Source organism: Streptosporangium oxazolinicum (genome assembly GCF_039537505.1).
GTDB lineage: Bacteria > Actinomycetota > Actinomycetes > Streptosporangiales > Streptosporangiaceae > Streptosporangium > Streptosporangium oxazolinicum.
Genome location: NZ_BAABAQ010000010.1, coordinates 163,457 through 177,904, shown reverse-complemented (window position 1 = coordinate 177,904; position 14,448 = coordinate 163,457). Strand labels below are relative to the sequence as shown.

The following is a 14,448-nucleotide window of genomic DNA, read 5'->3' as shown; positions in this document are numbered from 1 at the left end:
CCATGGCGAACACCTCAACCATCGCCCGGGACGGGGGCACCCCCTCCGTCCCGGCGCGGGGGCACCGAGGCGCCACGCCCCCGCGCACGTCCAGCGGACTGCCCGCCTGGGTGGTCCCCTACGCGCTGCTCGTCCCCGGCCTGCTCGTCATCGCCGGTCTGCTGCTCTACCCGCTGTACCAGATGGTCGTCATGTCCTTCCAGAACGTGGGACTGCGACAGATCCGGGGAGTGCCGGCCGAGTCCGTCGGCTTCGAGAACTACCAGAAGCTGATCGAGTCCGAGCTGTTCTGGACCTCCCTCCGCAACACCGTCGTCTTCGCCGTCGTCACGGTGGCGCTCACCCTGATCCTCGGCACCCTGGTCGGCCTGCTCCTGCACAAGCTGGGCAAGAAGATGTCGACCTTCCTGATCGTCGGCATCATGGCCGCCTGGGCCACCCCGCAGATCGCCACCGCGATCATCTGGCGCTGGCTGTTCGACGCGGAGTCGGGCGTCGTCAACTGGGCGCTCAACGCGCTGCCCGACTGGTTCTCCTCCCTGCTGTTCGGCCGCTCCGACTGGACCGGCGAGCCGTGGCTCAACGATGCGTTCACCATCTACATCGTGCTGATCATCGCGGTGGTCTGGGCGTCGTTCCCGTTCATCGCCGTCTCGATCCTGGCCGGGCTGAAGAGCATCTCCCAGGAGCTGTACGAGGCCGCCAGGGTGGACGGCGCCTCCGCGTGGCGGATCTTCTGGAAGATCACCTTCCCGCTGCTGAAGCCGGTCTTCGCGGTGCTCACGGTGCTCTCGGTGATCTGGGACTTCAAGGTCTTCACCCAGCTGTTCGTGCTGGCGGGCGGCACGTCCAACCGGGAGGCGTTCAACCTGTCGCTCTTCGCCTTCACCCAGGCCTTCAGCGCGCCGCCCAAGATGGGCATGGGCGCGGCCATCGCGGTGGTGCTGACGCTGATCCTGCTCGTCATCACCTTCTTCTACGTCCGCCAGATCGTGAAGACGGAGGACGTGCGATGACCACCTACGACACGCGCGGGAAGCCCGCGTACGGGACGCAGGGCAGCCTCAAGAGGCGCAAGAAACTCGGCAGGGCCGGCCTGAACACCTTGGCCATCGTGGTGTTCCTGTTCGCGGTGTTCCCCGTCTACTGGATGGTGAGCACGGCCTTCAAGAGCCGCGAGCAGATCTTCACGACGGACTTCATCCCGTTCCCCACCGACCCCACGCTCGAACACGTGACGCGGGTCTTCACCGAGGGCGTCGCGGGCCACTCCATCTGGCAGTATCTGCTCAACAGCTCCATCGTCGCCCTCGGCACCGTGCTCATCGGCGCGGTGTTCTCCCTGCTCGCGGCGACCGCGGTGGCCCGCTTCCGCTTCCGCGGGCGCACCTCGTTCCTGATCCTGCTGCTCATCGTGCAGATGGTCCCCGGCGAGGCGCTGCTCATCCCGCTGTTCATGATGGTCAGGCGGGCCGGGCTGTACGACCAGCTCCTCGGCCTCGTCGTGGTGAACGTCGCCATGACGCTGCCGTTCGCCATCTGGATGCTGCGCACCTTCGTCGCGGCGGTGCCCAAGGAGCTGGAGGAGGCCGCCTGGATCGACGGCGCGAGCCGGTTCGCCACCTTCTGGAGGGTGCTGTTCCCGCTGGTGGCCCCCGGCCTGGTGGCGACCAGCATCTTCTCGTTCATCACCGCGTGGAACGAGTTCGTGTTCGCGCTGACGCTCATCGGCGACCAGGGCAACTACACCATGCCCGTGGCGCTGCGCTACTTCGTCAGCCAGCGGTCGGTGGACTGGGGCGCCATCATGGCCGCCTCCACCCTGATGACCATCCCGGTCATCATCTTCTTCCTGCTGGTGCAGCGGCGGATGGTCTCCGGACTTGTCGCGGGCGCCGTCAAGGGCTGATCCCATCGGTGCTGGTACGGCACGCACCCACAAGGCGCGGGCCGTACCAGCTCTGTCTGTTTTCACATTGTTTACTCCCATGTCCGACACCCCCCTACATCTCAGGTAAGGAACACCTACCGCCATGTCTGAGTTCATCGCGGAACGCGGCGATCAGGGGCTGCGTCGTCTCGCGGCCGGCACGCTGCTCGCCGCGTTCCAGGGCACCGAGGCACCCGAGTGGGTCCTGCGGGAGCTGGAGAACGGTCTCGGCGGCGTCACGCTCTTCGGCTTCAACGTCGCCGACGCCGCACAGCTGTCCACGCTCACCTCCCGTCTGCGCGCGTCCGCCGATCCGGTCATATCCCTGGACGAGGAGGGGGGTGACGTCACCCGGCTCGCCTACCACGTCGGCAGCCCGTACCCCGGCAACGCCGCCCTCGGCGCCGTGGACGACGTCGAGCTCACCCGGCGGGTCTACCGGTCCATCGGCGACGACCTGGCCCGCTGCGGCGTCAACCTGGACATGGCTCCGTCCGCGGACGTCAACACCGCCGCCGACAACCCGGTGATCGGCACCCGCTCGTTCGGGGCGGAGACCGCGCTCGTCGCCCGGCACACCGTCGCCGCGGTCCACGGCCTGCAGTCGGCGGGGGTGGCCGCCTGCGTCAAGCACTTCCCCGGCCACGGCTCGACCCGGCAGGACTCCCACCTGGAGGTCCCGCTCGTCGACGCCTCCGTGGAGTTGCTGCGCGAACGCGAGCTGGCGCCCTTCCGCGCCGCGATCGAGGCCGGGACCAGGTCCATCATGACCGCGCACGTCCGCGTCCCCGCCGTCACCGGCGCGCTTCCCGCGACGCTCTCCCCCGCCGCCCTCACCGGGCTGCTCCGCGGCGAGATGGGCTACGAGGGCGTGATCATCACCGACGCCCTCGACATGAAGGCCGTCACCGCCGCCTACGGCCTCGCCGGGGGCTCGGTGCTCTCCCTCGCCGCCGGAGCCGACCTGCTCTGCCTCGGCCCGATCCCCACCGAGGACGACGTCCGCCTCATCGTGGACGAGATCGTCGCGGCCGTCCACGACGGACGGCTCCCCGCGGCCCGCCTGGAGGCGGCGGCCGAGCGGGTCGCCGCCCTGCGCGCCTGGTTCGGCACGCCCCGCACCGGCGAGGCCGAGCGGGACGTGATCGGCCTCACCGCCGCCCGTCGCGCGGTCAGCCTCACCGGTTCGGCCGCCCCCCTGGTCGACCCGCTGGTGGTCGAGGTGGACACCCCGCCGACCATCGCGGTCGGCGACGTGCCGTGGGGCTTCACGCCGCTGCTGCCGCAGGCGGAGGTGCTGCGGGTCAAGCCGGAGGTGGCCGACGTGGCGGACATCCTGGAGCGCGCCTCGGGACGTTCCCTGATCGTCGTCGTCAAGGACGCCCACCGCTACGAGGTCAGCCAGTCGGTGGTCTCCGCGCTGCTGGCCGCCCGCCCCGACGCCACGGTGGTCGAGATGGGGTTGCCGATCTGGCGTCCGGAGGGGGTCACCTACCTGGCCACCTACGGCGCCGCCCGCGCCAACGCCCAGGCCGCCGCCGAGCTCCTCGGCGTCTGACGTCCCACGACACGGCCCGTCCCCTCGGTTCTCGCGGGGACGGGCCGTGTCCTTTCTCGCGAAGGAAGACCGGGTCAGGAGGCCGTGAGGGACGGCGCGCGGGACGCGTTCCCGGGCACCAGGCCGTAGCGGCCGGCGACGGCCTGGATCTCCGTCCTGAGGGCGGCCGGCGGACGGTCGCCGAAACGTTCCAGGTACGCCGCGACCTGCGCGGGGTCGTCACGCAGGAACGGGAAGTCGGTGGCGACCATGTGCCGGATCGCCAGCAGCGGGACCGGGCTGCCCAGCGGGAGGAAGGCGGGGTTCCACAGCCCCGCCTTGGGCGGCGGGCCGGGGTAGAACTCCCCGATCATCAGCCCCTCCGAGACGTAGCGCGACTTGAGCGTCTCCTGCGCGTGGTCGATCACCGCCGCGGCCTCGGGCTCCGGCAGGTCGGGGAAGAGGACGAGGATCGTGCGGTACTGCGCGGACACCCCCGGCGTCGCGGGCAGCCTCGGGAACCAGTCGCGGTAGCCGGCGAGGGTCTCGGCGGCCTCGGGCCCGCCGGGCCGCCCGGGGCGGACCGCCAGGTAGAAGGTGCCGCGCTCCAGCGCGGTCTGGGCGTACGGGCAGACGGGCCCCTTCCTGCCCAGTTCCTCGTGGGGGCGGCAGAGGTACTCTCGTGCCCAGGTGACGATCTCCCTGAGCGGGGTGCGGTAGCGCAGGACCAGATCGTGGTCACCGGCCAGATCGGCGGTCTCCAGGAGGACGCGGGAGGGATCCGCGGGATCGGTCAGCATGGTGGTTCGCCCTTCCGGGTGTTTCGCTGTGCGAGGCGTGCGCGACGTGCGAAGCGCGTGAGGCGTACGAGACGCGCGAAGACGGTGCGGGGTGCGGGGTCGGCACCACGCGCGACGTGTGCGGCGTCGGCGGCACGTACGAGAGATGCGGGGTCGGCACCGCGTACGACGTGTGCGGCGCGTACGGCAGGAATGCGGCCGGTGCCGTCTGGAGAGCGGCCGGAGCCGCGCGCGAGGCGGACGACGGCCGGGGCGGCGGCGAGCAGCCCTGCGACGGCCACCGCCGCCCCCGCCCGGCGCAGGAGCGCGTCCTGCCGCCGGGCGCGGGCGAGCGCGTCCGCGTACGGGACGGTGGTGTGGGAGATCATCGTGTAGAGCGGGACCCACCGGCCGGGGAGTGTCCGGGCGAGCAGCAGGTCCGCCTTCTTGCGCAGCAGGTGCAGCGGGGACCTGAGCCGGTCGCGCAGTTCCACGAAGTTCTGCTTGGACAGCTCGTCGAGCACGTCGGTGTGCGGTTTGCGCAGCCGCTGGTACTCGGCGAAGGCGGCCCCGAGGTCCCCGGGGTGGTCGCCCACGCAGCGGTCGAGGACCGTGCAGTCCTCGAGCGCCGAGTTCATGCCCTGGCCGTAGAAGGGGTAGACGGCGTGGCAGGCGTCGCCGATGAGCGCCACCCGGTCCCGGTGGTGCCAGGGCGAGGTGCGGATCGACACCAGGTGCCCCACCGGGTGCTCGGCGTACTCCTTGGCCAGGTGGGGCATCAGGTCGAGCGTGTCCGGGAACCGTTCCCCGAGGAACTCCTCGGGGTCGGTGATCTCGCCGAACCGCTCGACGGGCAGGAAGAGCGTGCCGGTGAGCGAGTTGTCCCGGTTGGGGTGGGCGACGATGAGGGCGTCCTCGCCGGGCCAGACGTGCAGGGCCTCCAGCCTGGTCCTGGCCGATCCGTCGTCGGCGGCGGGGATGGTGAGTTCCTTGTAACCCCACTCCAGGAACTCCTGGTGGTGGTCGGCCCGCAGCCCGTGCTGCATGTGCGCCCGCACCTGCGAGAACGCGCCGTCCGCGCCGATCACCGCGTCGCCTTCGACGGTGCTCTCGTCCCCGGTCTCCTCGTGGACGAGGTGGGCGGCGGCCGTCTCGCGGTCCAGGCCGACCAGCCGGTGCCGGAAGTGGAAGGTCACCCCCGGCTGGGCCTCGGCGTGGTCGACGAGCGTGGTGATCAGGTCGTGGCGCAGGACCGAGTGGAGGATCTCCCCCTCGTGGGCGCCGTAGGGCTGGAACGGCACCGCGCCGCCGGGCAGGTGGATGGCCCGGCCGCGCATCGGGACGGTGAGCGGCCACAGGGTGTCCATCAGGCCGATGTCGGTGAGCGCGGCGATGCCCCTGGCGGACAGGCCGAGGTTGATCGACCTGCTCTCGTCCTCGTCGATCAGCCGGGGGTCGGCCCGCCGCTCGTAGACCTCCACCCGGAACCCGCGCCCGGCCAGGTAGCAGGCGAGGAGGGTGCCCGCGGGACCCGCTCCAATGACAGTGATCTTCATGCGGTCTCCAGGCGGGCGACGAGCAGTTCGTTGGGGCCGTCGGCGTGCCGCCGCTCGATCCGGCCGAATCCGGAGTCGGACAGCCATGCGGCGATGTCGGCGAAGGAGTGGATCCTGCCGCCCTGGGTGGTGGCGAGGTTGAGGCTGAAGGCCCGGATGAACGCCTCGACCGTCGCGGGCGTGCCCTCGGGCAGGTCGGCGAAGGTCTCCAGCACGACCACCGCGCCGCCGGGACGCAACGCGCCCGCCACCCGCTTGAACAGCGCGCGGTTGCCCGCCTCGTCGAACCCGTGGCAGAGGTTGAACAGCAGCGCGGTGTCGTGTCCGGCACCGAGGTCGACGCCGGGGTCGGCCAGGTCGCCCGGGAGCAGGGTGACGCGGTCGCCCAGCCCGGCCGCCTCGATCCTGGCCCGGCCGCCCTCCAGGGCGTTCGGCAGGTCGGCGATCGTCGCGGTGAGCCCGGGGTACGCCTGGCAGAACGCGACGCTGTAGCGGGCGTGCCCGCCACCGACGTCGAGCAGGCGCTCCCCGGGGTGCGGCGCGCTCGCGGCGACCAGCGGGGCGAGCCCGGCGGCCATCCCGTCGAGCATGCTCTGGAACTCGGCCAGTGTCCTGGGCCGTTCCTCGAGCCAGGCGTAGAAGTCGACCTGGGGGGCGCCGGTCCGCACCGACTCCTCCAGGCCGTCCCAGAGCTCGGCGAGCACGTCCTGCCAGAAGGCCAGGGCCGGGGCGTAGCTCCACGGGCTCCGCCGGTCCAGGGTGCCCGCCACCATCGGGCTGTTGCCGTACACCCCCGCCCGGCCGGGGGTCCGGTCGAGGTAGCCGAAGGAGGCGAGCGCCTCCAGCAGTACGGCGAGCCCCGCCGGGTCGGTGCACGTCCTGGCCGCCAGCTCCGCCACGGAGAGGGGGCCGGGCATGAGCGTCTCGAAGACCCCCAGGCGCTGGGCGGCCCCCGCCGCCCGGAACGCCATCGCGCCGATCAGGTCGATGTGGGCGCCCGGCGCCCCGCGGAGTTCCTCAGGGTCGAGATAGAGCGGCATCGCTGTCTCCTTGCGCGGCTCGCGCGACATCGGTTCCCGGGGTGGTCCTCGGGGTGGCTTCCCCACCGTCTTCCGGGACGGGTTCCGCGCCGGGTTCCGGAGGGGCGTGCACGTCCTCGGCGTCGGGCAGTTCGGACTCCACCTTCCGCAGGCGGGGCCGGAGGTAGGCGAGCGGCGCGAGCAGCACCAGGCACAGGCCGGTGACCAGGAAGATCGCCGCGATGCCCCGTCCCTCGCCCGTGCCGATCACGGCGCCGAGGGTTCCGGAGAGCGCCCCGCCGGGGGCGAGCATCGGTTCGAAGACCCGGTCGGCCAGCGGTCCCGCGGCCAGGTAGGTGAGCACCGTGGCCGTCTGGGTGAGCGCGCGGACCGTGCTGAGCACCCGGCCGAGCGCCGCGGGGTCGGTCTTGATCTGCAGTACGGTCATCCCGGTGCCCTGCACGAACGGCAGCGTGAACAGGAAGGCGGGCGCCACCACCGCGATCAGCCAGGGCGAGGGCGCGAGGCTGTGCAGGGCGAGCAGCACCCCTCCCAGGGCGACGAACACCGCGACACCGCGCACCCGCCGCCTCGGCCCGCCCCACGCGCTCAGCACCAGCCCCCCGGCGAAGACCCCCGCGCCGCCCGCGAACATCAGCGCCCCGAGCACCGCGGCCGATCCGAACGACAGGATCAGCGGCTGGACCAGCACGCCGGACATCCCGAAGAACAGGTTGTACGCGGCCAGCACCATGACCAGCTGGAACAGCCCGCGCCTGGCCCGCAGGTAGCGCCAGCCGAACAGCAGGTCCCCGCGCAGCGGCTCGGGCGCGGCCGAGGCTCCGGGGCGGGTGACCTCGCGCGGCAGCCGTACGGCGAACATGACCGCCCGGGTGAGCAGGAAGGTGACCAGGTCGATCACGACCACGCCGGTGACACCCACCGTGACCAGGAGCGTTCCCGCCAGCAGCGGCGCCGCGATCTTCACCGAGTCGGCGACCTGCATCAGGCCGTTCGCCCTGCCCAGGTGCCACTGCGGCATGATCAGCGGCATCATCGCGTGGTACGCGGCCATGTGGAAGGTCCCGAAGACGGCCCCGGCCACCGTGATCACGTAGACGTGCCAGACCTCCAGCGAGCCGTAGACGAGAAGCAGCGCGAGGGCGCCGGTGACCGCGGCGGCCCCGGCGTCGGCGGCCATCAGCATCCGCCTGCGGTCCCACCGGTCGGCCAGTGACCCGGCGAGCGGGGAGAGCAGCACCTCGGGCAGCACCGCGCACAGCATGATCAGCACGAATTCGGTGGCCGAGCCGTTGCGCTGGTAGACCCAGACGCCCAGCACGAACCCCGTCAGGCTCGACCCGATGATCGACAGCAGCTGCGCCGCCCAGATGACGACGAACCTGCGTATCCCGTCATGCACGGCTGTCTCCCGCGAGGACTCCGGTGCCGATGAGGTCACCGAGATAGAGGTCGAGCAGTTTCCCGTCCGCCGGAGGGCAGACCAGCCCGGCGACGGCGAGGACCTCCTCGGTGGCCGAGCAGTCGAAGGACGGGCCGGGCAGCGCGCCGTACTCGGCGAAGAACGCCGGGTAGGGGGCGATCGGCAGGTCGTCGCCGACCTCCAGCCGGTCGCGGACCAGCCGCCGCCACCGGACGCCCGGCATGAGCCGTACCGGGAAGCCGTGCTCGCGCAGTCCCTCGGCGAGTTCCTCCGAGGTCAGCACGCGCGGGTTGTGGTAGTGGAAGTCGCCGACGGCCCGGCTCGCCGCCAGGTGCACGATCGCCGAGGCGACGTGGTCGACCGGGGCCATGTCGATCCGTTCCCCCTCGGGCACCGCGCCGAGGCGGGCGCACGTGGCGAAGAGGCGGCCGAGGAAGTCGCCGGGCACCGACCGGCCGGTGCGGCTGTCGGCGGAGACCCTGGCCGGGCGGTGGATCGCGATCGGCAGCCCGGTCTCCCTGGCGGCGCCCGCGAGCCGGTCGGCGACCCACTTGCTCTGGTCGTAGCCCAGGTGCAGCGGGCCGGGGTCCGGCAGCGGGGTGTCCTCCCCGACCGTGCGTTCCCCGGGGGTCAGGTGTACGCCGAGCGTCGAGACGAGGTGGACGGGGGTGGTGACGCGGCCGGACGCGGCCAGCCGCAGGATCTCCAGGACGGCGTCCACGTTCGCCCGGCGCAGCCGCCGGTAGGGCAGGGCGAAGTTGACCAGTGCCCCGTTGTGCAGGATCAGGTCGGCCGAGTCCGCCAGTTCCGCGAACTCCCCGGCGGGCAGGCCGAGGCCCGGCAGGTCGAGGTCCCCGGCGTGCGGGACGATCCTGCCGTCGAAGCGCTCGTCCCAGAGCCCGTACCTGCCGAGGTTGTCGCGCAGCCGATCGGCCGGGGTGTCCCCCCTGACCAGGCAGTGGACCTCGGCCTCCGTGGTGCCCAGCAGCCCGGCGAGCAGGTACGCGCCGAGGAAGCCGGTGGCGCCGGTGAGCAGTACCCGGCGCGGCGGCCCCTCGGGGACGGGCGTCCCGGTGTACGCGATGTCGCCGGGCAGCACCGCCTCCGCGTACAGGTCCACGGCGGCCGGGGCCCACGCCCCGGGGTCCGGGCGGCCGACGCGCTCGTCCACGGCGGTGGCGAGCCCGGCCAGGTCGGTCGCGGCGAAGAGCGCGGTCATCGGGACCGCCACCCCCAGCTCCGCGGCGATCCTGGAGACGATCTGCGGGGCCAGCAGCGAGTGCCCGCCGAGGTCGAAGAAGTTGTCCCCCCGGCCGGGGGCCGCCTCGAGCACGTCGGCCCAGATCGCGGCGATGACCCGCTCGGTGCCCTCCCTCGGCGGCTCGTACGGCGGGGCCTCCCCGTCCGCGTCCGGCTCGGGCAGCGCCCGGAAGTCGACCTTGCCGTGCGAGGTCAGCGGGAGCGCGGGCAGCGTGACGACCGCGCCGGGCATCATGTAGCCGGGAAGCCGCCCGGCGAGGAACGCGCGCAGCTCGGCGACGGTGAGCCGCTCTCCCACCAGGTAGGCGATGAGCCGCCGGGCGTCGGCGGTGACCACGGCCTCGCGGACGCCGGGGTGGGCCAGGCAGGCCGCCTCGACCTCTCCCGGCTCGATCCGGTTACCGTGCAGCTTCACCTGACGGTCGGTGCGCCCCAGGAACTCCAGGTTCCCATCGGGCCGGTATCTCCCCAGGTCACCCGTGGCGTACATCCTCGCTCCGGCCCGGGGTGAGAACGGGTCGGGCAGGAAGCGCCCGGCGGTCTGCCCGGGACGGCCCAGGTAGCCGTGGGCGAGACACTCGCCGCCGATGTGGATCTCACCCGGCACCCCGATCGGGGCCGGTTCGCCGTGGCGGTCAAGCACGTACACGCGGGCGTGCGGCAGCGGGGCGCCGATCGGCAGGTGCGTGGCCGCGCCCAGCTCGGCGCCGTCGACCGTGCGGTACGAGGTGGCGCAGACGGTCGCCTCGGTCGGCCCGTAGTGGTTGTGGAACGCGACCCGGCCGCCGGTGAGCGCGGCCCAGGCCCGCAGGCGTTCCACCGGCACGCTCTCGCCGCCGACCATCATCGTGGTGACCGGGGCGCCGAACTCGTCCAGCTCCTCCACCCACTGCTGCCAGAGCGCCGAGGCGGTGTCGACCATGGTGATCGAGTGCTCCGCGCAGAGGGCGGCGAGGGCGGGTCCGGTCAGCGAGGCGGGAGCGGGGTGCAGCACCAGCGCGGCACCGCTGATCAGGGCGGGGAAGACGTCCCCCGCCGAGGCGTCGAAGCTGAGCGGCGGGACCATCAGCACCCGCTCCCCCGGCCCGAACCCGTGCAGGTCCCGGAACGACCGGGCCAGGTGGGCGAGCGTGCGGTGGCCGACGACGACCCCCTTGGGGCGCCCGGTGGATCCGGAGGTGTAGATCACGTAGGCGGCCCGGTCGGGGTGCCCGGCACCGGGCTCACGCCCCGCCACGCTCCCCCCGGCCCCGCCCGTCACCTCTCCTTCCGCTCCGTCCGCGCCTCCCGCCGCCCTACCTGTCACCTCTCCGTCCGTGCTCCCCTTTGCCCCGCCCGTCACCTCGCCGTCCGCGCCTCCCGCCGTCGTTCCAGCGGGGCCACCGTCCGTCCAGAGGTCGGTCCAGAGGGTGAGGTCGTCCCGGCTGACGACCGGCCCGGCGAACCCGGCGAGTTCCGCCCCGTCCGCGATCGCCGCCCGCGCGCCGGAGTCGGCCAGCAGGTACGCCAGCCGCTCGGCGGGCTGCGCCGGATCCAGCGGCACGTAGGCGGCGCCCGCCTTGAGGATCCCCAGCAGCGCCACGATCGCCTCGGGCCCTGCGGCCAGCGCCAGCGCGACCCGCGCCTCCCCGTCCTCGGCGGTGCCGGTCTCCCGTGACCGCTCCAGCAGCGGCCGGAGCCGGTCGGCCACGGCGTCCGAGGCCCGGTCGAGCTCCCCGTACGTGAGCACGGCGCCCTCCCCGCCGGGAGCGGCGGGGGTGATCACGGCGGGGGCCTTGGGGGTACGGGCGGCCTGCCGGGCGATCAGCCGATCGAGGAGCGACTCCCCGGCCGCCTCCAGCCCCTGGGCATCCGGGAGCGTACCCCCGCGCATCCGGTCCCCCGGAAGCGAGGCGACCGACCTCGGGTCCCAGTCGTCCGAGAGCACGTCCCCCGGCTCCCACCCCGCCTCGCCCGAGAGCACGTCCCCCTTCTCCGGCACCGGGACACCCCCGAGCACGATCGCGCGTTCGGCGGCGGGCAGGATCTCCAGCCGCGACAGGCGGCGGCCCGGGTCGGCGACGATCGACCGGAACAGCGTCTCCAGCTGGGCGGCCATCCGCTCCACCGTGGACCGGTCGAACAGGCCGGTGTTGTAGGAGAACATCAGCTGGACGTGCGTGGGATAGACGATCACGTCCAGGGAGAGGTCGAACTTGGCCACGGCCAGGCCCGACGCCACCGGCGCAGTGCGCACGCCGTCGAGGTCGAGCGATCCGGCGTCCGGGTTGCCCAGCATCAGCATCGTCTGGAACACGGGGGTCCTGGCCGGGTCGCGGTCGAGGCGCAGCTCGTTCACCACGTGCTCGAACGGCACCGCGGCGTGGCCGTACATCGTGAAGGCGCGCCGCCGCACCCGCTTGAGCGTCTCGCGGAAGGTCGGGTCGCCCGCCAGGTCGGCGCGGAGGGCGAGGGTGTTGATGAAGACGCCGAAGACCTGCTCGAACTCCTCCTCGGCGCGGCCCGCGATCGGGGTGCCGACGCAGAAGTCGTCCTGGCCGGTGTAGCGGGAGAGCAGCACCTGGTAGGCGGCGAGCACGGCCATGAACGGCGTGCACCGCTCGGCCCGCGCCATCCCGGTGATGTCCCGCCACAGCTCCAGCGGGATCCGGTGGACCACCAGGTCGCCCTCGGTGGTCCGCACAGCCGGGCGCGGCCGGTCGGTGGGCAGTTCCAGCACCGGGACGCCGTCGAGCTCGCGCACCACGGCGGCGACGTCCACCGGGTGCTCGCGCTGCTCGCGCACGTAGTCGGCGTACTGCCGCGCGGGCGGCGGAAGGGGGGACGGCAGCCCGAGGGTGAAGGCCGGGTACAGCGACGCCAGCTCCCCGAACATGACCTGCTCGATCGACCAGGCGTCCCCGGCGATGTGGTGCACGACGACCAGCAGGACGTGCTCGCCGGGCCCGGTACGCACCAGGCTCGCCCGCAGCAGCGGCCCGGTGACCAGGTCGAACGGCCGGTTGCTCCGCTCGGCGAGCAACGCCTCCAGCTCCCGCTCCAGCTCCGGCGTCTCACCGGTCAGGTCGAGCCTCTCCATGACCAGCGGCGCGAGATCCAGGATCCTCGCGGCCGGGGAGCCCCCGACCTCGGGGAAGACGGTCCGCAGCGCCTCGTGCCTGGCCACCACCTCGCCCAGTGCCCGTTCCAGGGCGTCGGCGTCGAGCGGCCCGGTGAGCCGCTCGCAGACGACCATGTTGTACGTCCCGTCCCCGGGAGTGAGCCGGTCCAGGAACCACAGGCGCTCCTGGGCGTACGAGAGCGTGCTCACCCGACCTCGCCCCGCAGACGCGTGACCTCCTCGACGACGCCGGCGATGGTGGGGTTGTCGAAGAAGACGTCCAGGGAGACCTCCACGCCGAGCCTGCGGCGGGTCCTGGCGATGATCTGGGTGATGGTCAGCGAGTGCCCGCCGAGGTCGTAGAGGTCCTCGTCCAGCCCGATGTCGTCGAGGCGGAGGACCTCCTGCCAGATTTCCCGCACCTGCGCGGTGATCGGATCCTCCCCGGCGGGGGGTTCCGTCACGGTGCCGGGGGCCGGGACGAACAGGTCGGTCACGGGAGACTCCTCTGAGGACGTGGGGTGGGGTGGTTCCGCCAGATCCGCGACCTTCGCATGAGGTTCCGCGGAGACGGCGCGCAGCAGCGCGCGCAGGTGACCCGCGATCCCGGACACGTCGTCGTGGCCGATCGCGGCGGGGTTGAAGCGGAGGCCGAGGGTGAGGCTCGGCCCGGCGTCCACCGCCTGGAGGTGCAGCGCGCCGTGGGCGGCCCCGTTGAAGACCGTCCACTCCACGCCCGCTCCGAGACCGGGGAACTCCGGGACGGCCGCCCTCCTGCGGTAGCTGAGCAGCACCGATGAGGAGGGCGGCTCCGGGGGCGCGTGCCGGAACCGGTACATGGCGCGGAGCTCGGCCCGGACCGTGCGCAGATAGCCGGGAAACCCCTCGTCGAGTCCGGGGTGCGGGACGAAGGGCACCCGTGCCACGAACGGCCCGACGCGGTCGCGCGTCTCGCACGTCCGGGTGCCGAGGTCGAGGGCGAGCGGTGACGCGGAGGTGCCGTACCGGCGCAGCAGCACGCCCACCGCCGCCAGCAGCAGCTCGAACCTGGTCGCGCCGAGTGTCGTGGCGGCCTCGGTGAGGGCCCCGGACTCCGCGCCGCCGAGCACCATCTCGACGATCTCCCCGGGCCCGGTGCCGCGTGGGACGGCACGCAGGCCGGGCAGGACCAGCTCCGCGGGCTCGCGGTCGCGCTCCCGCCAGAACTCCTCGGCACCCTTCCAGAAGTCGGGCGGCGCCGGGGAGGCCCCGCCGTCCACCCCCGCGCCACCGCGCCGCCCCGTCCACGCGGACGGCGAGCCCTGCGAGGCGCCGTACGGCGACGGGACCGGGCAGGAGTGCGACGTCGGCCCCGGCAGGGTGGCCCGCGAGAAGTAGGCGTCGGCCAGGTCGCGGAGCAGGACGTCCTTGGAGTCCGCGTCGAACACTCGCCCGTGCGCCGTGAAGAGCAGCCTGACGCGCTCGGGCCCCACCGTGACCAGCGTGAACCTGGCGAGCGGGCCGCGCTCCAGGTCGAACGGGCGCGCCGCCTCGGCCGCGGCGACCCCGGGATAGCGCTCCGGGGTCGACTCCGTGCGGGTGACCCTGACCCGCCCGAGCACCGGGTGCCTGCCGGCCACGTCGGCGCACGCGCCCAGCAGCGCCGGAACGTCGACGGGACCGTTCAGGTGAAGCGCCAGCGGGATTCCCCGCAGGTCGAAGGGGCCGTGCGACATCCTGTCCGTCTCCCTCGTGGGTGACTCACTTCGGGCAGGCGCCGGGGGCCGCGTCGCCCCTGACATGCAGTCTTGACAAACAATTATTAGGAAAGTTTCTTGTCTATT

At 72.9% G+C, this 14,448-nt stretch carries 9 protein-coding genes; 3 read left to right on the top strand and 6 right to left on the bottom strand.

Features of this window, described 5'->3' with window-relative positions:
* Positions 1 to 2 precede the first annotated feature (2 nt).
* The 3 genes from ABD817_RS25385 to ABD817_RS25375 all read left to right on the top strand — a co-directional run bounded on the left by ABD817_RS25385 (position 3) and on the right by ABD817_RS25375 (position 3,488).
* Positions 3 to 1,016, top strand: a complete 1,014-nt coding sequence (locus ABD817_RS25385; RefSeq protein WP_344920641.1) for a carbohydrate ABC transporter permease — start codon at positions 3 to 5, stop codon at positions 1,014 to 1,016.
* Positions 1,013 to 1,909 (top strand): carbohydrate ABC transporter permease, encoded by an 897-nt coding sequence (locus ABD817_RS25380; RefSeq protein ID WP_344920640.1) that lies wholly within the window; start codon positions 1,013 to 1,015, stop codon positions 1,907 to 1,909. Before ABD817_RS25385 ends, ABD817_RS25380 begins: the two co-directional genes overlap by 4 nt.
* A 124-nt stretch (positions 1,910 to 2,033) precedes the next feature.
* Positions 2,034 to 3,488 (top strand): glycoside hydrolase family 3 protein, encoded by a 1,455-nt coding sequence (locus ABD817_RS25375; protein WP_344920639.1) that lies wholly within the window; start codon positions 2,034 to 2,036, stop codon positions 3,486 to 3,488.
* Positions 3,489 to 3,562: 74 nt separating this feature from the next.
* On the opposite strand, the gene ABD817_RS25370 is transcribed toward ABD817_RS25375, so the two are convergent.
* From ABD817_RS25370 to ABD817_RS25345, 6 genes are read right to left on the bottom strand one after another with little or no spacing between them, the layout of a single operon-like run.
* On the bottom strand, positions 3,563 to 4,267 hold the full coding sequence (locus ABD817_RS25370; RefSeq protein WP_344920638.1) for a DUF6875 domain-containing protein: 705 nt from the start codon (positions 4,265 to 4,267) through the stop codon (positions 3,563 to 3,565).
* Positions 4,261 to 5,802 carry an FAD-dependent oxidoreductase gene (locus ABD817_RS25365; protein ID WP_344920637.1) on the bottom strand — a complete coding sequence of 514 codons (1,542 nt, stop codon included), beginning with the start codon at positions 5,800 to 5,802 and terminating at the stop codon, positions 4,261 to 4,263. The genes ABD817_RS25370 and ABD817_RS25365 overlap by 7 nt, the downstream gene beginning before the upstream one ends.
* Positions 5,799 to 6,842 (bottom strand): methyltransferase, encoded by a 1,044-nt coding sequence (locus ABD817_RS25360; protein WP_344920636.1) that lies wholly within the window; start codon positions 6,840 to 6,842, stop codon positions 5,799 to 5,801. The genes ABD817_RS25365 and ABD817_RS25360 overlap by 4 nt, the downstream gene beginning before the upstream one ends.
* Positions 6,820 to 8,244 (bottom strand): MFS transporter, encoded by a 1,425-nt coding sequence (locus ABD817_RS25355; protein WP_344920635.1) that lies wholly within the window; start codon positions 8,242 to 8,244, stop codon positions 6,820 to 6,822. Before ABD817_RS25355 ends, ABD817_RS25360 begins: the two co-directional genes overlap by 23 nt.
* Positions 8,237 to 12,835 carry a non-ribosomal peptide synthetase gene (locus ABD817_RS25350; RefSeq protein ID WP_344920634.1) on the bottom strand — a complete coding sequence of 1,533 codons (4,599 nt, stop codon included), beginning with the start codon at positions 12,833 to 12,835 and terminating at the stop codon, positions 8,237 to 8,239. Before ABD817_RS25350 ends, ABD817_RS25355 begins: the two co-directional genes overlap by 8 nt.
* Entirely contained in the window at positions 12,832 to 14,340 is a 1,509-nt protein-coding gene (locus tag ABD817_RS25345) for a condensation domain-containing protein (protein WP_344920632.1), read from the bottom strand. The genes ABD817_RS25350 and ABD817_RS25345 overlap by 4 nt, the downstream gene beginning before the upstream one ends.
* Positions 14,341 to 14,448: the final 108 nt, after the last annotated feature.

Excerpts from the sequence above, each read along its gene's own strand:
- ABD817_RS25385 (WP_344920641.1), top strand. The coding sequence starts at position 3 with ATGGCGAACACCTCAACCATCGCCCGGGACGGGGGCACCCCCTCCGTC.
- ABD817_RS25380 (WP_344920640.1), top strand. The coding sequence starts at position 1,013 with ATGACCACCTACGACACGCGCGGGAAGCCCGCGTACGGGACGCAGGGC.
- ABD817_RS25375 (WP_344920639.1), top strand. The coding sequence starts at position 2,034 with ATGTCTGAGTTCATCGCGGAACGCGGCGATCAGGGGCTGCGTCGTCTC.
- ABD817_RS25370 (WP_344920638.1), bottom strand. The coding sequence starts at position 4,267 with ATGCTGACCGATCCCGCGGATCCCTCCCGCGTCCTCCTGGAGACCGCC.
- ABD817_RS25365 (WP_344920637.1), bottom strand. The coding sequence starts at position 5,802 with ATGAAGATCACTGTCATTGGAGCGGGTCCCGCGGGCACCCTCCTCGCC.
- ABD817_RS25360 (WP_344920636.1), bottom strand. The coding sequence starts at position 6,842 with ATGCCGCTCTATCTCGACCCTGAGGAACTCCGCGGGGCGCCGGGCGCC.
- ABD817_RS25345 (WP_344920632.1), bottom strand. The coding sequence starts at position 14,340 with ATGTCGCACGGCCCCTTCGACCTGCGGGGAATCCCGCTGGCGCTTCAC.